Source organism: Shinella sp. GW835-FHT14H05 (assembly GCF_058793575.1).
The window spans coordinates 128972-145195 of the sequence record NZ_JBXAFY010000006.1; the positions used below are offsets into that span (position 1 = coordinate 128972).

A 16224-nucleotide genomic window follows, 5' to 3' on the forward strand; every position below is an offset into this window, starting at 1 on the left:
GTTCGCCAAAGCGTTGACTCAAAACCTCAGGAAACGGCGCCGCCATGAAGATTGAAGGTCTGAACATTTACCCGCTGAAGAGCGGCCGGGCCATCCCCGTCGAAAGTGCGACCGTGCGCCTCGATGGGCTTGCGGGCGACCGCCGCTTCATGATCGTCGAGCCGGACGGCCGTTTCATCACCCAGCGCGAGTTGCAGGCGCTCGCCCGCGTCGAGGCGACGGCGGTCGGCGAAAGCCTCCACCTCGAAATGGAAGGCCGCCAGCTCTTCGCGAGCTTCGAACCGGAAGACCGCATCGACGTGACCATCTGGGACAGCCCGGTCAACGCCGCCGTCGCCGACGAGGCCGTCAACGAGACGCTTTCCGACTGGTTCGCGCGTCCCGTCAAGCTCGTGCACATGGACGCCCTGGCCGTGCGCGCCGAGGGCGAGGACTGGGCCGGCAGCCCGGCGCCCGTCGGCTTTGCCGATGGTTTCCCCGTCCTCGTCACGACGACCGGCTCGCTTGCCGACCTCAACCGCACGCTTGCCGCCAAGGGCCAGGAGCCCGTCGGCATGGACCGCTTCCGCACCAACATCCTCGTCACCTGCGACGACCCCTGGGCCGAGGATTTCTGGGAGGCGATCGAGATCAACGGCATCGTCTTCGATTTCGTCAAACCCTGCGCCCGCTGCATCATGACCACGCAGGACCAGATGACCGGCGAACGCATCGGCGGCAACCCCATCCAGGGGCTCGCCGAAAAACGCATGTCCGCCGACCGCCGCGTGCCCGGCGTGCTCTTCGGCTGGAATGCGGTGCCGCGCAGCGAAGGCGAAATCCGCCTCGGTGATGAGGTGCGCGTGACGAAGACGCGGGCTGAGCGGTGGCCGATGAAGATTCGGGCCTGAATTCAGGCCACCGAATTTTGCGCACGAAACCGCGCCACCCATTCCTGGCTGGTGTGGTCGGCCAACTTCCGGACGCCGGGCGTAACCCCGTCTGCCGCCGCCGGATCAAGCCCCAGGCGGATGAGCACAGTGCGTAAAGTGCCCTGCGGATCGTTGGATAGATCATCATAGGAAAGGCTAAGCGGAGCGATCGCTTCGCGCTCGAACCACGCCTCCCATGCACGGTCATAGTCGGTCATCGTCTCGACGCAGACTCGAATGGCGTCACCGTCGTAGACGGGTGCACGATGCGGCGCGGTCCGCTCCAGTTCCGTGCCATCCGGGGCGAGGTGCCACAAGCCGGTCTGTTCCGCCTTCAGATACGAGACCGCCTGCGCGAGCTTGTCGGCGCGTGTCAGGTGAATGAAGAGCGTGGTGCCGAAGACCCGTTGGAAACGCTCGGAATCTCTGAGGTCGCCGGGATGGAGGATCGCCAGCTTCTCGCACAGGAACTCGAAGCCGTGCCTCTGCTGGCGAAGCCCGAAAACCGCCGTATCGCCGCATCCTTTGTGGATCGCAGCTTCAAAGATCGTTTCCAGAATCTCGCGTTCCGTCGCCGATTCTGGCGGCGTCAGGCCGAGCCGCGCCAGCCAGTCGGACAGGGCGGGACGGTAGAAGAGCGAGGCCGGGTTTCCGGCAATGCCGGTGGCGGCCAGCAGTTTGCACAACAGGGTGCTGCCGCTGCGCGGAGAAGTGCAGATAACGTAGGAGCTGTAGCGTGCCATGCCGGCCCGACTATCGGTGGCATGTGACAGCCTGATGTCGAGCCGGTTTGCTCATAGTGCTCTCAAACCCAACCGCGCCGCTTGAAATACAAAAACGGCATCAGCGCTGAAAAAATCATCAGGCCGATCGCGAAGGGGTAGCCGAGCGTCCATTGCAGCTCCGGCATCAGTTCGAAATTCATGCCATAGGCCGAGGCGACCAGTGTCGGCGGCAGGAAGACGACCGAGGCGACGGTGAAGATCTTGATGATCTGATTCTGCTCCAGATTGATCAGGCCGAGCGTCGCGTCGAGCAGGAAGTTGATCTTGCCCGACAGGAAGGCGGCATGGTCGCCGAGCGAGGCGGCATCGCGCTGCACGAGCTTGACGAGCTGGCGGATTTCCTTCGAGGGCCGGCGTGACGGGCTTTCCAGCGCCGCGTGGTAGGCGACGAGGCGCGAGATGCTGACGAGGCTTTCGCGCACGCCGCTCAGGAAATCGCCCTTGCGGCCGAGCTGCTCGATCAGCGCTTCGAGGTCGCGCGTCTTCTTGCGGGAGGGGCCTTTCTTGCTGCGGAACACCTCGCGCGAAATACCGTCGATCTCGTTGCCGAGCCGCTCCAGCACATCCGCCATGCGGTCGATCACCGCTTCGATGACGCCGAGCATGACGTCCTCGCCGGTCTCGTAGCTATGGCCGTTGCCGCGAAGCGCCCGGTTGCAGAAGGTGACGAAGGGTTTTGCCTCGGCATGGCGCACCGTCACCAGCGTCGGCCCGCGCAGGATGAAGGTCACCGGCATCTTGGCCGGCTCGTCGCCGTCGAGATTGGTGAGCGCCGTCATGGTCATGAAGGCGGCCCCGTCCTCCTGGTAGAGGCGGGCGGACAGCTCGATGTCCTCCATCTCCTCGCGCGTCGGCATGGTGATGTGCAAGGCCGCCTCGACGTCCGTCACTTCCTCGGCCGTCGGGTTCAGAAGGTCATACCAGAGGGCAGGGGCGATCGCCTGCTCGATGGCGGGGTTGGAAATTTCGCGCAGGCAAAAGCGGTCAGCCTTGCGGGCATAGATCTGCAGCATGTTTCGCTCCTTGGAGGGCATTCTCGCCATCCGGAGCGAAGCCGAAGCCTCTTACCGGAATGGTCGCGCGATCGCTCTCGATAGTCGACTGTCGGGGTCCATTGATCTTATCCGGGTTTGGTTGGCGTCCTGTGACGCCTGCGTGGCACATGCGCCTAAAATGCAGCGGCGTCAAGCACATCCGGCCGCCGGCGGGACCGGTTTGTTTCATCAATCCGGCTGATCGCTCGGTCAATTAAATTCGCTTTTGTTAATGCATGCCCGGCGATAGGTTTCCCTCTCAGATTTCGGAGATGCCCATGTCCGCCCCATCCATCGTTGCCGCCCGCGCCGCGAGCCGGCCCATGCCCTGGCTCATCATCATCGCCGGCTCGCTGATCGCCGTGCTCACCTTCGGCCCGCGCTCGGCGATGGGCTTTTTCCAGCTTCCCATGTTGCAGGATACCGGCTGGGACCGCACGACCTTCGGGCTTGCCATGGCGTTCCAGAACCTCGCCTGGGGCGTCAGCCAGCCGTTCTTCGGCGCCATCGCCGACAAATTCGGCACCTGGCGCGTTCTGCTGATGTCGGGCCTTCTTTATGCGCTCGGCCTGTTCCTCATGTCGCTCGGCACCTCGCCGCTCTGGTTGCATATCGGCGGCGGCGTGCTGGTGGGGCTCGGCGTCGGGTCCGGCTCCTTCGGCATCCTGCTTTCGGCCTTCGCGCGCAATGTCACGCCGGAGCAGCGCTCCATGGCCTTCGGCATCTGCACGGCGGCGGGTTCCGCCGGCATGTTCCTGTTCGCGCCGCTGTCGCAGGGGCTGATCAGCGCCTATGGCTGGTCGGACAGCCTCGTCTATCTCGGTATATTGATGCTTCTCGTGCCGCTGATCGCCATTCCGCTGCGCGGCAATTCCTCCTCCGGCATCACCGCCGCCAGCGATTACAAGCAGACGATCGGCGAGGCGCTCAAGGAAGCGCTCGGGCACCGCAGCTACCTGCTGCTGGTCGCAGGCTTCTTCGTCTGCGGCTACCAGGTGGCGTTCATCACCGCGCATTTCCCGGCCTATCTCGGCGACCTCGGCATCGACGCGCGCTATGCGGTGATCGCGCTGGCGCTGATCGGCTTCTTCAACATCATCGGCTCGCTCGCCGCCGGCGTCATCGGCCAGCGCTACTCGAAACCGTATTTCCTCGCCTATATCTACATCGCCCGCTCGGTGGCGGTGTCGGCCTTCATCCTGCTGCCGAAATCGCCCACCTCGGTCATCATCTTCGCCATCGTGATGGGCCTGCTGTGGCTCTCCACCGTGCCGCCGACCAATGCGCTCGTCGCCATCATGTTCGGCACGAAGCATCTCGGCCTGCTGGGCGGCATCGTCTTCCTGTCGCATCAGGTCGGTTCGTTCCTCGGCGTGTGGATGGGCGGCTATCTCTACGACCAGTTCGGCACCTATGATCCGGTGTGGTGGCTCGGCGTGGCGCTCGGCATCTTCGCGGCGATCGTGCACTGGCCGATCCAGGAAAAGGCCGTCCTGCGCCCGGCGATCGCCTGATGCCAAATGCTTGCGCCGCCCGAAATGATTTCAGGCGGCGCTCCTTGCAAACCGTCACAAAAGTTTCTAAATCTGAATCACCGGCCCATGCCGGTTTTGTTTTGAAGCTATTATGCTCAAAGTGAGCAAAATAGAATTCCGCCGAAGGGGCGGAGGAAAAGGAGGGTTCCATGACCGTTCTGGCCCAGCACGCGGCAGCTGCCGGCGCAGCGCGCCCGCTCACCGCCGCGGAGCGCTTCGGCGTGCTCGAAAAGCCCGACCTTTTCTTCACGCCCGAGATCGCGCGCGAGACCGAGCACCTCTATGAAAAAGTGAAGCAGTTCATCCCCGCCTTCGAATGGCCGGTCTATGCGCCCTATGTCGCCGCCATCAACCGGCTGAAGAAGGAGCGCGGCGCCGTCATCCTCGCGCATAATTACCAGACGCCGGAGATCTTCCACTGCGTCGCCGATATCGTCGGCGATTCGCTGCAGCTCGCCCGCGACGCCACCAAGGTGGATGCCGAGATCATCATCCAGTGCGGCGTGCACTTCATGGCGGAAACGTCGAAATTGCTGAACCCGGAAAAGACCGTGCTCATCCCGGATTCGCGCGCCGGCTGCTCGCTGTCGGAATCGATCACCGGCGAGGACGTGCGCCTGTTGAAGCAGCGTTACCCGGGCGTGCCGGTCGTGACCTACGTCAACACGTCGGCCGACGTGAAGGCGGAGACGGACATCTGCTGCACCTCATCGAACGTGCTCGCCGTCGTGGAGAGCCTGGAGAGCGACACCGTGCTCTGCATTCCCGACGAATATCTCGCGATGAACGTCGCCAAGCAGACCAACAAGAAGATTTTGACCTGGAAGGGCCATTGCGAGGTGCATGAGCGCTTCACGGCGGCCGAACTGCTCTCCTATAAGGAATCCCATCCCGGCATCGAGATCATCGGGCACCCGGAATGCCACCCGGACGTCATCGCCGTCTGCGATTTCGCCGGCTCCACCTCGGGCATGATCAACTACGTCAAGGACAACCGTCCCTCGCGCGTGCTGCTCGTCACCGAATGCTCGATGGCCTCCAACATCCAGGCGGAGCTGCCGGGCGTCGATTTCGTCAAGCCGTGCAATCTCTGTCCGCACATGAAGCGCATCACGCTGCCGAAGATCCTCGACAGCCTGGTGAACATGACGGACGAGGTGCTGGTCGATCCGGCGATTGCCGATCGCGCCCGCCTCGCCGTCGAGCGGATGGTGAACCTGAAGCAGTAGGCCGCCCTCCAGCCTGGAGGGAAGGGGCAATGCCCCTCGGCTAGCGGCGCGTCGGAGGAGTGAGACATGCCCATTGATAGTTTTCGCCCGCAATCCTGGAACGGTATCGACGATATCGTCATCGTCGGCGGCGGCCTTGCCGGCCTCTTCTGCGCGCTGAAACTCGCGCCGCGACCCGTCACGATCCTCGCGGCCGCCCCCATCGGCCAGGGCGCGTCGTCTGCCTGGGCGCAGGGCGGCATCGCGGCGGCGATGAGCCCCGGCGACACCTTCGACAAACACGTCGCCGATACGCTCGAAGCCGGTGCCGGCATCGTCGACGAGAAGATGGCGCGCTTCATGGTCTCCGAAGGCCCTGCACGCATCCACGACCTGCTGGAATACGGCGTGCCCTTCGACCGTGACCTAGAAGGCAAGCTGCTGCTGTCGCGCGAGGCCGCCCATTCCGAGCGCCGCATCGTGCGCGTCAAGGGCGACATGGCCGGCAAGGCCATCATGGAAGCGCTCATCGCCGCCGTAAGGAAAACGCCGTCGATCCGCGTTCTCGAAGGTTATGTCGTCGAGGAGTTGGTGCGCGAAGGCCGCTTCATTTCCGGCGTTGTCGCGCGGCCGGATGCCGGCCAGGCGAAGAACCGCGTGCATTTCCCGGCCCGCGCCGTGGTGCTGTGCTCGGGTGGCGTCGGCCATCTTTTTGCGGTGACGACCAATCCGTGGCAGGCCTGCGGCCAGGGCGTCGGCATGGCCGCGCGCGCCGGCGCCATTATCGCCGATCCGGAATTCGTGCAGTTCCACCCGACCGCCATCAATATCGGTCGCGATCCCGCACCTCTCGCCACCGAAGCCCTGCGCGGCGACGGCGCGCATCTGATCAACTCCGCCGGCCATCGCTTCATGCTGGATATCCACGAGGACGCCGAGCTCGCACCCCGCGACATCGTCTCGCGCGGCGTCTTCGCCGAAGTGCAGGCCGGCCGCGGCGCCTTCCTCGATTGCACCAAGGCGGTGGGCGCCCATTTCCCCGACATGTTCCCAACGGTCTATGCCTCCTGCAAGGCTGCCGGCATCGACCCGGTCACGCAGCCGATCCCTGTCGTGCCCGCCGTGCACTACCATATGGGCGGCGTGCTGACGGATGCGGAAGGCCGCACCTCGATCGACGGCCTTTGGGCCGCCGGCGAAGTCACCTCCACCGGCGTGCACGGCGCCAACCGCCTGGCTTCGAATTCCCTGCTCGAAGCCGTCGTCTTCGCCGCCCGCATTGCCGAAAACATCAAGGGCATGCTGCCGGAGCCGAAGATCAACGACTGGGGCAAGAATGCCGGCGAGAGCGACGACCTCGTGACGATCGAGGACAGCCCCGCCTTGACGCGGCTGCGCCGTATCATGAGCGACCACGTCGGCGTCATCCGCACCCGCGAGGGCCTGAAGGCCGCAATCCGCGAGATCGCCGCGCTGGAACGCGAAAACAGCCGCATGCGCTTCCACAACATCGTCACCACGGCAAAGCTCATCGCCGCCGGCGCCTATCTGCGCGAAGAAAGCCGCGGCGGCCACTACCGCTCCGATTTTCCCGAGCAGAAAGCCAACTGGAAACACCGCACCTTCCTCACCCTTGCAGAGGCGGAAAAGGTGGTGGCGGATGTGGCGGAGACGGCGGCGGCGTGAGGATTGGCAAAAATTGACAATTGCCTTTCCAGCGCTAGAATCGGGCGAGAGGATCGTGCCATGCCGACACTGAACGTAAGCCTGACACCGGAATTCACCGATTTCATCGAGGATGCCGTCGCAAGCGGCTGCTATGTCTCGGCAAGCGAGGTCGTGCGCGACGCGCTGCGCCTGATGCGCCAGGAGCAGGAAAGCGAAGCGGCAAAGCTCGCCATGCTGCGCAAGGCAGTCGATGCCGGGTTGGCGCAATCCGAGCGGGGCGAGTTTGCCGAGCGTTCCGTCAGCGACATCTTTTCCGCGGCCGTCGCCGAGCTATGAGCCGTGTCCGGCTGACGCGGGAGGCCGAACGGGATCTCGCCGAAATCGCCCGCTACACCGTGGCGACGTTCGGCGCCGAGCAGGCCATGCGCTACGCCGCGCTGATCGAGCACGCCCTCCGCCTCCTGGCGGAAGACCCCGGCCGGCCCGCCTCGCGCGACCGCGACGAACTGCGCCCCGGCGTGCGCTCGCTGCATATCTCCCGTGCCGCCGGCCGGCGTCATGCCGCCTCGCATGTTCTCTATTACCATCTTGTCGCCGGCGCGGAGGGCGCGCAGGATATCGTCATCCTCCGCGTCCTGCATGAACGCATGGAGCCGCTGAAGCGGCTCGTCGACGCCAATAGCCCTGAAAAGGATCAACAGCCATGACCACCCCCTATCTCCCCGTCCTCTCGCCCCTGATGGTGGAGGAGCAGGTGCGTGCGGCCTTGTCGGAGGATCTCGGGCGGGCGGGCGATATCACCAGCCAGGCGACGATCGCGCCGGAGATGGTGGCGGAGGCGGAGTTGAATGCGCGCGAGGATGGCGTCGTCGCCGGGCTTGAGCTTGCCCGCGCAGCGTTCCGGCTGATGGACCCGGCGATCCGCTTCGAGGCCTTCGTGAAGGATGGCGACAAGCTCGCGCCCGGCACGGTGATCGCGAAAGTGTCCGGGCCGGCGCGCGCGGTTCTTTCGGCCGAGCGGGTGGCGCTCAATTTCCTCATGCATCTGTGCGGCGTCGCGACCCACACCGCGCGGTTTGCCGACGAGATTGCCCATACGGCGGCAAAGGTCTGCTGCACGCGCAAGACTATTCCGGGGCTCAGGGCGCTGGAAAAATATGCGGTGCGCATGGGCGGCGGCTCGTCGCATCGCTACGGGTTGGATGATGCGATACTCATCAAGGACAACCATATCGCGGTCGCCGGCGGCGTGGCGGGCGCGATCCGCGCGGCGCGTGCCTTTGCCGGCCATCTGGTGAAGGTCGAGGTGGAGGTGACGACGCTGGAGGAGCTGGAGGAGGCGCTGGAGGCGCAGCCGGATGTCATCCTGCTCGACAATATGGGGCCGGAACTGCTGCGCCGCGCCGTCGAGATCAACCGCGATTGCGCCGGTCTGACGGATGCGACCTACGCGGCCGACCCGCGACGCGTCAAGCTGGAAGCCTCCGGCAACGTTAATCTCAAGACGATCCGCGCCATCGCCGAGACCGGCGTCGACTATATTTCCACCTCCAAGATCACTATGGCCGCGCCGGCGCTCGATATCGGTCTTGACGTTGTCGTGAGCGGCTAGCTGGGAACACCCCCGACGGCGATGCGTTCCGGTTTCATGAGCAATCACAATCGGAAGGACGCATCATGTTGAAGATCGTGGCACTCGCGGCGGCGGCGGGCACGCTTGCAGGACTCGCCAGCCCCGTTTTCGCGCAACAGGCCAAGGATACGGCGCAGGCCAATTTCGTTGACCGCTCCGGCAAGGAGGCCGGGCGGGCGCAGATCACAGCCGGAAACGACGGCGTCCTCTTCGAGGTTGAAGTCTCCGGCCTGGAGCCGCGCAAATGGGTGGCGCTGCACATCCATGAGACCGGCACCTGCGACCATGCCGGCGGCCATGACTCCGCTGGCGGCCATTTCAATCCGGACGGCAAGGAACATGGTTTTGCGGCGGCCAATGGCCCGCATGCCGGCGACCTGCCGAACCAGTATGTGGCGGATGACGGCGTGCTGCGCGCGCAGGTCTATTCGGCCATGGTGCGGCTCGACGATGCCGAACGCGGCATCCGCGGCCGCGCCCTGATCGTGCATGCCGGCTCGGACGACTACCGCACCGACCCGACCGGCGGCGCGGGCGATCGTCTCGCCTGCGCTGTGATCGAATAAGAGCCTATTCGGCCGGGGCCGCATCAGGCTCCGGCCCCGCCAGCTTCTGGCCGAAGGCGATGCGCACGCGACGGTTCATTTCGCGCGTCGTCTTGAACCATTGCGGCGTCGAGACCCAGTAGCGCAGGGTCAGGATCGCCGAACTTTCTTCCAGGCTATCGACGAAGACCTGCGGTGCGGGCACGGATTCGATCGTCGAATCCTGTCGGGCGATCGTCAGCAGGCGGTCGATCTCGTCGTCGATGTCGCGGTCATTTGCCACTTTCACCTTGAGATCATGCTTGCGCGTGCGCTCGCGGCTGAAATTGGTGACGGGCGTGTTCCACAGCGTGGAGTTCGGCGCCAGCCGATATAGGCCGTCGCTGGTCTTGAGTTCGGTGGCGAAGAGCCCGACCTCGGTGATCGTGCCGGACACGTCCTTCGTCTCGATATATTCGCCGACCCGGAAGGGCCTGAGCACGAGAAGCATGATGCCGGCGGCGATGTTCTGCAGCGTGCCCTGCAGCGCCAGGCCGATGGCCAGGCCGGCGGCGCCGAGGGCAGCGATGATCGAGGCTGTCTGCACACCGAACTGGCCGAGCACCGTCACGAAGACCAGGATCAGCACGGCATAGCGCAGGATGTTCGCGAAGAAATGCGCGAGCGTCGCATCGATGCCGCGCACATGCGAAAGCCCGGTCAGCGCCCAGCGATGCAGGATCCGCGAGAGAAACCAGCCGAGCACCAGCAGCACCAGCGCGCCCATAATCGAGAAGGAATATTGCACGGCGAGCGCGCTTGCCTGCGCCAGCGCCGCCCGTGTCGCAACGATGATGTCGGTTGCCTGTTGTTCCATGAAACCTTTCCCCGGTCGTTGATATCATTGAGGGGAATGGCACGATGGCCGATAAGTTCCGGCTAGCGCATGCCGACCTTGAGGCCGGGTGCCGGGCGTTCTTCCAGAATGCGGCGGCGGAAGCGGAAGAGGGCGGCGGGGCGCCCGCCGGTGGCGGAGGTCGAGCTTCCGGTCGGCTCGACGAGTTCGGCGCCCTCCACGAGGCGGCGGAAATTCTGCTTGTGCAAATGACGGCCGGAGATCGCCTCCACTGTCGCCTGCAATTCGGTCAGCGTGAATTCTGGCGCCATCAGCTCGAAGATCACCGGGCGATATTTGAGCTTGCCGCGCAGCCGCGCCATGGCGGTCGCGAGAATCCGGCGATGATCGTGCCGCATGGCGACACCGGGCGAGACCTGACCGGGCCGGGCGCGGCCATCCGTCACCGCCTCCTCGGCAAGGCCCGCCTCGTAGAGCAGCTCGTAGCGCTCCAGCACGCGCTCCTCGTCCCAGGGGAAATCGTCGAGGCCGAAGGCGAGGCGGATGCGGGTGCGCGGCGTGGTGCGCTCCGCCTGCACCACCTCGGCCGCCCAGGCTTTCAGCGCCGGAAGGATGAGCTGGTCGATCAGCGCCGGCCGGCCCTGCCGCCAGTCCTCCCAGGGAAGATAGGTGTACCAGTCGCGCCAGGCGGCGCCCGCTTCCGCCAGTTGCTCGTTCGCCTCGGCATCGGTGCGGGTCAGCGCGAGATAACCCACGGAGACCATATGCGTGCCCGCTTCGTCGGGCAGTTTCTGGCGGCCGCGATCGCCGAAGGTGTAGAGCTGCTCGATATAGCCGAGCTTCAGCGCCGTCTGCGCTTCCACGCTGGCGCGCAGGCTCGTCTCGAAGGTGCGGTGCTGCTGCGGGTCGAAGGGGCCGAATGGCAGCGCGTCGCGTGCCCGCGCACCCTCGCCGCCGATCGCCAGGATGCAGGGGTTGCGCTCGGAAATCGCGACGACTGCGGCATTGAGGCCGATTTCGACAGGCGGGCGGGCAGGGTGCTCCGTCATGACTGCACCGTTTCGGGCGTGGCGGAAAAGACGAAGGGGCTGTCGCCGACATAGTCCGCGCCGCGGCCGATCGCCTTGACGGCGGCCACAAGCCGGCCGCCCCGCGAGAGCACATGGTCGCCGATCTCGATCAGCCGGGCATTCGGCGTGGCCTGCACGGAGGCGCGGCGCAGGCGTTGCGCCAGGTCGTGTTCGTCCTGGTCCGGTTCCACGGCAAGGGCCGCAAGCAGGGCGGCGGCGGGCGAGCGGGAGACGCCCATCATGCAATGCACCAGCAACGGCGCCTGCCGGTCCCAGCCACGGGCGAAACCGATGATCGCGGCGACATGCTCCTCGCCGGGCGCGACGAGCTTTCCCGTGCCGGCAAAGGCGATGTCGTTGACGCCGATGATCATGTGGCGCGCGGCGGCGATGACCGCGGGCCGGTGGAAGCCCTGTTTCGGCGCAACGAGGCTCAGCATCTCGCGACAGCGATGGCGCACGGCGAGTTCCGCGATCTTTCCAAGCGGGGCGACGACGATCGTGCCCATGCTCACACCGCCGCGGCGGCCGCGCCGCGCTCCCCTTCAAGCGCCGTGAACCGGTCGGCAAAACGTTGCTGGGCGTCGATGGCGGGAAGCGGCGCAATCTCGATCATCTCCAGCGTGATGCCGCGCGGCGCGCCGAAGAACTTGATCGCCTCGGCATGCGAGAAGCCGGCAAGCTCCGTCGCCTCGAAGAAGGCAGCGACCTGGTCGGCCTTCTTGATCTTGGCCTTCAGGCTGGCGGGGGTTGCGGGCGGCAGGCCAAAACGCAGGTGCACGGCCGCCTCCAGCCGCTTCTCCACCGTCTTGTAGCCGCCGCCGACCACCGCTTTGAAGGGCGAGATCATGTCACCGATGACATATTCCGGCGCGTCGTGCAGCAGCGCCATCAGGCATTCGTGCGCATCGCAGCGGTTCTGCTGGCGAAAGATCGCCTCGACGACGAGCGAATGCTGCGCCACCGAAAAGGCATGGTCGCCGTTCGTCTGGCCGTTCCAGCGCGCGACGCGGGCAAGGCCATGGGCGATGTCGGAAAGCTCGATATCGAGCGGCGAGGGATTGAGTAGGTCGAGACGGCGGCCGGACAGCATGCGCTGCCAGGCGCGCGGCTCCGTCTTCGCGCGCGCCGCTCCGCTCATGGGGTGACACCCTTTTGCAGCACGAAGTTACCCCCCTCTGGCCTGCCGGCAATCTCCCCCTCAAGGGGGGAGATTGGCAAGAGGCGGGAACGGGACTCAAACTGCCCTCTCAAAGAAGGGCTAAACGGTGCTCCATCCAATCTCCCCCCTTGAGGGGGAGATGCCCGGCAGGGCAGAGGGGGGTGTTGTCCTCCACGACGAACCCGACTCATTGCGCCGGCACCTCGGATGCGTCCTGCGGGAAGGTGAGGCCGGTCCATGGGGCGAGCTCGACGGTGACGGGGGCGCCGTCCGCGGTGATCGGCGCGCCACTGTTGATCGCGTCGGCCGCGCGGTCGATGCGCACGATGGCGAGGCCGAGCGCACCGGAGACGCTGCCGAGCGTGCCGATCGGCTTGCCGCCGGCGAGAAGCTCGGTGCCGGTCGCGGGAAGGGCGGCCTCGCCCGTGACGATGACCGGGCGACGGCGCGCGGTGCCGCGGTGCTGCATGCGCGAGACCACTTCCTGCCCGACATAGCACCCCTTTCGGAAGGAGAGCCCGCCGGTGAGGTCGAGGATGATGTCGTGCGGGAAGGCGTCGGAGAGCGCATAGTCGCGGCCGGCTTCCGGGATGCCGGCGCCGATGCGCAGCGCATCGTAGAGCGTCGGATCGTCGCTGCCACCGGCGCCGGGGCGGCGGGAGACGGCGAGGCCAGCCTTGGCGAAGCGCGCGTCGCGCGCCGCATCGGCCTCGGGAGCGTCCCAGGCGATCGTCACCGCGTCGCCCTCGATCACCGCGAGATCGACCGCGGCGCGCAGCTTGTACATGGTGAGCCGCTTGAGCAGCGAATCACGCTGGTCTTCCGTCGTCTCGATCAGGAAGGCCTCGTCGCCGTCGCGGCGGATCAGGAAGTCGAACAGGATCTTGCCCTGCGGCGTCAGCAGCGCGCCGGGGCGGATTTCGCCGGCCGGCAGGTCCGGCAGGTTGGTGGTGATGAGCGATTGCAGGAAGGTCTCGGCATCCTTGCCGGAAAGGCGGAGAAAGGCGCGGCCGGAAAGCGTGACGGAAGGCATGATTCGATCCAGTTTTTCGCGCGCCGGCACCATGCGGGCCGCGGGCGGTGCACCATCGCACCTGTTGAAACAGAAGTAGAACGCCCGGGCGGCTTTCGCAAGGTCGTGCTGTCTTGTCCGCGTGCCCGCGTTGGGCCAGAAGGGCGTTCGAAAGACCATGAGGCACCGATGAACGCTCAGCCGACACTTCCCCATGATGCCTGGTCCGCCTGGCATCCGCGCGAGCTTGCCCGCCGGCTCACCGGCGTTGCGCGGCCGTGGTGCGTCGTCGGCGGCTGGGCGCTCGATCTTTGGCATGGTTTCGAGACGCGTCCGCACGAGGATCTCGAATTCACCGTGCTGCGCGGCGATTTCGCAGTCTTCCGCAGCGCCCTGTCCGGCCTGCGCTTCCATGCGGTCGGCGATGGCCATGTCGAGCCGCTTGCGCCGGACGAAGCGCCGCCCGCCGAGATCGCGCAGGTGTGGTGCGAGGACGAGGCGGCGGGCCGCTGGCGCGTAGACATGATGCTGGAGAATGGCACGCCGGACACCTGGATCTACAAGCGCGACCCGTCGATTCGCCGGCCGCGCGAAGAGGTGGTGCGCGTGAGCGCCGAGGGCATTCCCTATCTCGCGCCGGAGGCCATCCTGCTCTTCAAGGCGAAATACCGGCGCGACAAGGACGAGGCCGATTTCGAAAAGGCCCTGCCGAAACTCGACGCGGCGCAACGGCGCTGGCTGAGGGCCGGCATCGAGGCGGCCCATCCGGATCATGCGTGGCTAAAGCGGCTCAATCGCCGGTGATGAAGAATTTCCACTGGCCGTCCGGCGTAATCCCGATGCGGTAGAAATTGTAGCTGCCGAATTCCTGCATGTCGGCAAAGTCGCCGGCCGTCACGATGCGCAGAAGCTCCACCTTTTCCGGCGGCGTCAGCGTCGCAAGCGGCTTTTCGGCAAAATAGGGCCAGACATACATTTCGTCCGGCGTGCCCTTTCCGACATGCACGAAGCCGGTCGCCAGCACGTCGAGCAGGATTGCGAGCACCTCGATGCCCTCGCTGTCGCCGGACTGGCCCTTCAGCGTCTCGACCGGGCCTTCGTCTGTCTCGACGATCGAGACCTGCGTCTCGGTGACGCCCTTTCCGAGCAGCGGGCGAAGGCGCTCGATATCGCCGGAGGCGGCGGCCTCGACGATCAGTTCGCGCATCCGGCGCACCGCTTCCGGCGCCTTGCCGATGTCGTAGAGCACTTCGACGGGGGCCTGTGGCTCGTCGTCGGATTTGTCGTCGGTGACGGGCGCGTCGTCGGTTGGCTCGGTGACGGTGTCGCCGCGGCGAATCAGCGGGTCGGGCAGCGGCAGTTCGAGGGGCGCGGTCTGCTGCTCCTCCTCCTGCGGTTCCTCTTCCTCGACGGTCGGCGTTTCGCCGCCCTCGGCCGGCTTCTGCTGCACCTGGCCCTGTTCGTTCTTCAATTCGCTGAGCGCAAAGGCGGGGCGCACCGGCGCCACCAGCGCGGTTGTCGCGAAAAGCACCGACAAGGCGATAAGGCTGCTGCGAAACAGCATTTTGCCGTCAGGCGACGTCTGCATGACTTGTCTTTCCAGCCTATTGCAGGATGCGCTCGGGGGAGAATTCTCCAGCCAGCATACGCTCGCGCAGCGATTCGAGCATCGCTTCCGCGCCCCGTTCGCCATGGATGCGGATCGTCTCGCGCATGGCGAGTGCGATCGCGGCATCGGCGATGATTTCCGGTTCGATGCCATCAGCCATGCCGTCGGCCCAGGCCTCGTTCTGGTATTCCAGAGCGGCCTGCATCTTCTCGTGCACGATCATCTCGTCGATATCGTTGAGAGTAGGTTCCATCAATCGGTCCATGCGAGGCATTTCAGTTCTTACTCGACTGTTAACGACCTTAGCAGCCTTTTCCCAAAACGGCACTGGCTCGTGAAGAAAGAGGTTAATTAACCGCTAATTTCCGAATCGCGCGGTAATTTCTGTGGCAAGTGTTGCACCTTCGTTACGGTATCTCTGTTCTGCGACAACCGCCGAGTCGGTGCAAGCGGTATAGATGGCCGCAAAAGAGCGGTATCCACGGTTGAATGCAGCGGTGAGCTTTTCCTGCCGCTTCGGTTCATTGCCCGCTTCCATCTCGATCAGCCGCTGCATCGATGCCCGCCAGCCATCCTCGGGCTTGTCCGTGCAGAGATTGCGTAGATAGTGCACCGCGCCGATGATCTCGGAGAGCCGCTCCAGCCGCTCGTCATAGGGCGCCGGTTTTTCCTCCACCACGGCGGCATCCGGCGTCTCAGCCGCCTTGTCGCCGCTCGCCTGCTGGGCGAAGGCGGGACCTGCGAAGAGGAGGATTGCGAGAAGGGCAAGGCGAATCACTTTCATGCGCTGCGTCTCGCCCGTTCGGCTTCGAGCCGCGCGATGCATTCGCGCACGCTGTCGGGCGCCGGCAGCCTTGCGATTTCCTCGGCCGAATACCAGCCGACGCTTGCGGCATCGTCGGAGGCGACGGCGATGGCCTCCTCGTCTGCCCGCACCTTGAACACGGAGAGGAAGAAGGACGGGCCGTCAGGCGCGTCCAGGCGGCCGGGCAGGTCGTAGGTGGCGAAAAGCAGCGGTTTTTCGCCGCGAATGCCGGTTTCCTCGAAGAGTTCGCGCAGCGCCGTCTCGGCCGGCGTCTCGCGGTCCTCGCCCCGCCCGCCCGGAAAGGCATACATGTCGGCGGACGGCGGATTGCTGCGCAGCACGAGCAGGTAACGCCCGTCGCGCTCGATGATGGCGGAGGAGGCGGGCTGTGGCTTCTTCGATTTCTTCATCG

20 protein-coding genes are annotated in these 16224 nt (G+C 65.5%); 9 read left to right on the top strand and 11 right to left on the bottom strand.

The window, feature by feature from the left end; genetic code table 11:
* Positions 1-44: 44 nt before the first annotated feature.
* The gene (locus AC1Q6Z_RS19210; protein WP_492648904.1) at positions 45-890 is read left to right on the top strand and encodes an MOSC domain-containing protein; all 846 of its coding nucleotides are present in this window, start codon (positions 45-47) and stop codon (positions 888-890) included.
* A 2-nt stretch (positions 891-892) separates the two neighbouring features.
* On the opposite strand, the gene AC1Q6Z_RS19215 is transcribed toward AC1Q6Z_RS19210, so the two are convergent.
* Together AC1Q6Z_RS19215 and AC1Q6Z_RS19220 are read right to left on the bottom strand one after the other, a co-directional pair.
* The gene (locus tag AC1Q6Z_RS19215) at positions 893-1654 is read right to left on the bottom strand and encodes a Stf0 family sulfotransferase (protein ID WP_492648905.1); all 762 of its coding nucleotides are present in this window, start codon (positions 1652-1654) and stop codon (positions 893-895) included.
* A gap of 62 nt (positions 1655-1716) precedes the next feature.
* Complete coding sequence (locus tag AC1Q6Z_RS19220; RefSeq protein ID WP_256118793.1) at positions 1717-2709, bottom strand: magnesium transporter CorA family protein; 993 nt, start codon at positions 2707-2709, stop codon at positions 1717-1719.
* A gap of 299 nt (positions 2710-3008) precedes the next feature.
* Between AC1Q6Z_RS19220 and AC1Q6Z_RS19225 the strand changes: the two genes are divergently transcribed.
* The 7 genes from AC1Q6Z_RS19225 to AC1Q6Z_RS19255 all read left to right on the top strand — a co-directional run bounded on the left by AC1Q6Z_RS19225 (position 3009) and on the right by AC1Q6Z_RS19255 (position 9340).
* The gene (locus AC1Q6Z_RS19225) at positions 3009-4244 is read left to right on the top strand and encodes an MFS transporter (protein ID WP_256118794.1); all 1236 of its coding nucleotides are present in this window, start codon (positions 3009-3011) and stop codon (positions 4242-4244) included.
* A 170-nt stretch (positions 4245-4414) separates the two neighbouring features.
* Positions 4415-5494, top strand: a complete 1080-nt coding sequence (gene nadA / locus AC1Q6Z_RS19230; RefSeq protein WP_492648906.1) for a quinolinate synthase NadA — start codon at positions 4415-4417, stop codon at positions 5492-5494.
* 66 nt (positions 5495-5560) lie between these two features.
* Entirely contained in the window at positions 5561-7159 is a 1599-nt protein-coding gene (locus AC1Q6Z_RS19235; RefSeq protein ID WP_492648907.1) for an L-aspartate oxidase, read from the top strand.
* Between the two features lie 60 nt (positions 7160-7219).
* Entirely contained in the window at positions 7220-7477 is a 258-nt protein-coding gene (locus AC1Q6Z_RS19240; protein WP_492648908.1) for a type II toxin-antitoxin system ParD family antitoxin, read from the top strand.
* Complete coding sequence (locus AC1Q6Z_RS19245; protein WP_492648909.1) at positions 7474-7848, top strand: type II toxin-antitoxin system RelE/ParE family toxin; 375 nt, start codon at positions 7474-7476, stop codon at positions 7846-7848. The genes AC1Q6Z_RS19240 and AC1Q6Z_RS19245 overlap by 4 nt, the downstream gene beginning before the upstream one ends.
* The gene (gene nadC, locus AC1Q6Z_RS19250) at positions 7845-8753 is read left to right on the top strand and encodes a carboxylating nicotinate-nucleotide diphosphorylase (protein ID WP_492648910.1); all 909 of its coding nucleotides are present in this window, start codon (positions 7845-7847) and stop codon (positions 8751-8753) included. The genes AC1Q6Z_RS19245 and nadC overlap by 4 nt, the downstream gene beginning before the upstream one ends.
* 68 nt (positions 8754-8821) lie before the next feature.
* A complete protein-coding gene (locus tag AC1Q6Z_RS19255) occupies positions 8822-9340 on the top strand; it encodes a superoxide dismutase family protein (RefSeq protein ID WP_256119077.1) in 519 nt (172 codons plus the stop codon).
* A gap of 4 nt (positions 9341-9344) precedes the next feature.
* Here AC1Q6Z_RS19255 and AC1Q6Z_RS19260 read toward each other — a convergent pair whose 3' ends face one another.
* The 5 genes from AC1Q6Z_RS19260 to ygfZ form a co-directional block, all read right to left on the bottom strand.
* Complete coding sequence (locus tag AC1Q6Z_RS19260) at positions 9345-10175, bottom strand: mechanosensitive ion channel family protein (RefSeq protein ID WP_435265170.1); 831 nt, start codon at positions 10173-10175, stop codon at positions 9345-9347.
* 62 nt (positions 10176-10237) lie between these two features.
* A complete protein-coding gene (locus AC1Q6Z_RS19265; protein ID WP_256118801.1) occupies positions 10238-11203 on the bottom strand; it encodes an NUDIX hydrolase in 966 nt (321 codons plus the stop codon).
* Complete coding sequence (locus AC1Q6Z_RS19270; protein WP_492648911.1) at positions 11200-11733, bottom strand: tyrosine phosphatase family protein; 534 nt, start codon at positions 11731-11733, stop codon at positions 11200-11202. Before AC1Q6Z_RS19270 ends, AC1Q6Z_RS19265 begins: the two co-directional genes overlap by 4 nt.
* A gap of 2 nt (positions 11734-11735) precedes the next feature.
* Complete coding sequence (locus AC1Q6Z_RS19275; RefSeq protein ID WP_492648912.1) at positions 11736-12365, bottom strand: YfbR-like 5'-deoxynucleotidase; 630 nt, start codon at positions 12363-12365, stop codon at positions 11736-11738.
* 208 nt (positions 12366-12573) lie between these two features.
* On the bottom strand, positions 12574-13419 hold the full coding sequence (gene ygfZ / locus AC1Q6Z_RS19280) for a CAF17-like 4Fe-4S cluster assembly/insertion protein YgfZ (RefSeq protein WP_492648913.1): 846 nt from the start codon (positions 13417-13419) through the stop codon (positions 12574-12576).
* Between the two features lie 168 nt (positions 13420-13587).
* Between ygfZ and AC1Q6Z_RS19285 the strand changes: the two genes are divergently transcribed.
* A complete protein-coding gene (locus AC1Q6Z_RS19285; RefSeq protein WP_492648914.1) occupies positions 13588-14202 on the top strand; it encodes an amino acid transporter in 615 nt (204 codons plus the stop codon).
* Here the strand turns inward: AC1Q6Z_RS19285 and AC1Q6Z_RS19290 are convergent.
* From AC1Q6Z_RS19290 to AC1Q6Z_RS19305, 4 genes are all read right to left on the bottom strand, one after another.
* Entirely contained in the window at positions 14189-14986 is a 798-nt protein-coding gene (locus AC1Q6Z_RS19290; RefSeq protein ID WP_492648915.1) for a hypothetical protein, read from the bottom strand. The genes AC1Q6Z_RS19285 and AC1Q6Z_RS19290 overlap by 14 nt on opposite strands.
* 16 nt (positions 14987-15002) lie before the next feature.
* The gene (locus AC1Q6Z_RS19295) at positions 15003-15272 is read right to left on the bottom strand and encodes a hypothetical protein (RefSeq protein WP_256118807.1); all 270 of its coding nucleotides are present in this window, start codon (positions 15270-15272) and stop codon (positions 15003-15005) included.
* 93 nt (positions 15273-15365) lie between these two features.
* Complete coding sequence (locus AC1Q6Z_RS19300; protein WP_492648916.1) at positions 15366-15791, bottom strand: TIGR02301 family protein; 426 nt, start codon at positions 15789-15791, stop codon at positions 15366-15368.
* On the bottom strand, positions 15788-16222 hold the full coding sequence (locus tag AC1Q6Z_RS19305; protein WP_492648917.1) for an NUDIX hydrolase: 435 nt from the start codon (positions 16220-16222) through the stop codon (positions 15788-15790). Before AC1Q6Z_RS19305 ends, AC1Q6Z_RS19300 begins: the two co-directional genes overlap by 4 nt.
* Positions 16223-16224 lie beyond the last annotated feature (2 nt).

Bases quoted from the DNA above. Each gene is read 5' to 3' on its own strand.
- AC1Q6Z_RS19215 (WP_492648905.1), bottom strand. From the start codon at position 1,654: ATGGCACGCTACAGCTCCTACGTTATCTGCACTTCTCCGCGCAGCGGC.
- AC1Q6Z_RS19265 (WP_256118801.1), bottom strand. From the start codon at position 11,203: ATGACGGAGCACCCTGCCCGCCCGCCTGTCGAAATCGGCCTCAATGCC.
- nadC (WP_492648910.1), top strand. From the start codon at position 7,845: ATGACCACCCCCTATCTCCCCGTCCTCTCGCCCCTGATGGTGGAGGAG.
- AC1Q6Z_RS19220 (WP_256118793.1), bottom strand. From the start codon at position 2,709: ATGCTGCAGATCTATGCCCGCAAGGCTGACCGCTTTTGCCTGCGCGAA.
- AC1Q6Z_RS19270 (WP_492648911.1), bottom strand. From the start codon at position 11,733: ATGGGCACGATCGTCGTCGCCCCGCTTGGAAAGATCGCGGAACTCGCC.
- AC1Q6Z_RS19275 (WP_492648912.1), bottom strand. From the start codon at position 12,365: ATGAGCGGAGCGGCGCGCGCGAAGACGGAGCCGCGCGCCTGGCAGCGC.
- AC1Q6Z_RS19245 (WP_492648909.1), top strand. From the start codon at position 7,474: ATGAGCCGTGTCCGGCTGACGCGGGAGGCCGAACGGGATCTCGCCGAA.
- AC1Q6Z_RS19305 (WP_492648917.1), bottom strand. From the start codon at position 16,222: ATGAAGAAATCGAAGAAGCCACAGCCCGCCTCCTCCGCCATCATCGAG.
- AC1Q6Z_RS19295 (WP_256118807.1), bottom strand. From the start codon at position 15,272: ATGGACCGATTGATGGAACCTACTCTCAACGATATCGACGAGATGATC.
- AC1Q6Z_RS19225 (WP_256118794.1), top strand. From the start codon at position 3,009: ATGTCCGCCCCATCCATCGTTGCCGCCCGCGCCGCGAGCCGGCCCATG.
- AC1Q6Z_RS19260 (WP_435265170.1), bottom strand. From the start codon at position 10,175: ATGGAACAACAGGCAACCGACATCATCGTTGCGACACGGGCGGCGCTG.
- AC1Q6Z_RS19210 (WP_492648904.1), top strand. From the start codon at position 45: ATGAAGATTGAAGGTCTGAACATTTACCCGCTGAAGAGCGGCCGGGCC.
- AC1Q6Z_RS19235 (WP_492648907.1), top strand. From the start codon at position 5,561: ATGCCCATTGATAGTTTTCGCCCGCAATCCTGGAACGGTATCGACGAT.
- AC1Q6Z_RS19290 (WP_492648915.1), bottom strand. From the start codon at position 14,986: ATGCAGACGTCGCCTGACGGCAAAATGCTGTTTCGCAGCAGCCTTATC.
- AC1Q6Z_RS19300 (WP_492648916.1), bottom strand. From the start codon at position 15,791: ATGAAAGTGATTCGCCTTGCCCTTCTCGCAATCCTCCTCTTCGCAGGT.
- AC1Q6Z_RS19285 (WP_492648914.1), top strand. From the start codon at position 13,588: ATGAACGCTCAGCCGACACTTCCCCATGATGCCTGGTCCGCCTGGCAT.
- ygfZ (WP_492648913.1), bottom strand. From the start codon at position 13,419: ATGCCTTCCGTCACGCTTTCCGGCCGCGCCTTTCTCCGCCTTTCCGGC.
- nadA (WP_492648906.1), top strand. From the start codon at position 4,415: ATGACCGTTCTGGCCCAGCACGCGGCAGCTGCCGGCGCAGCGCGCCCG.
- AC1Q6Z_RS19240 (WP_492648908.1), top strand. From the start codon at position 7,220: ATGCCGACACTGAACGTAAGCCTGACACCGGAATTCACCGATTTCATC.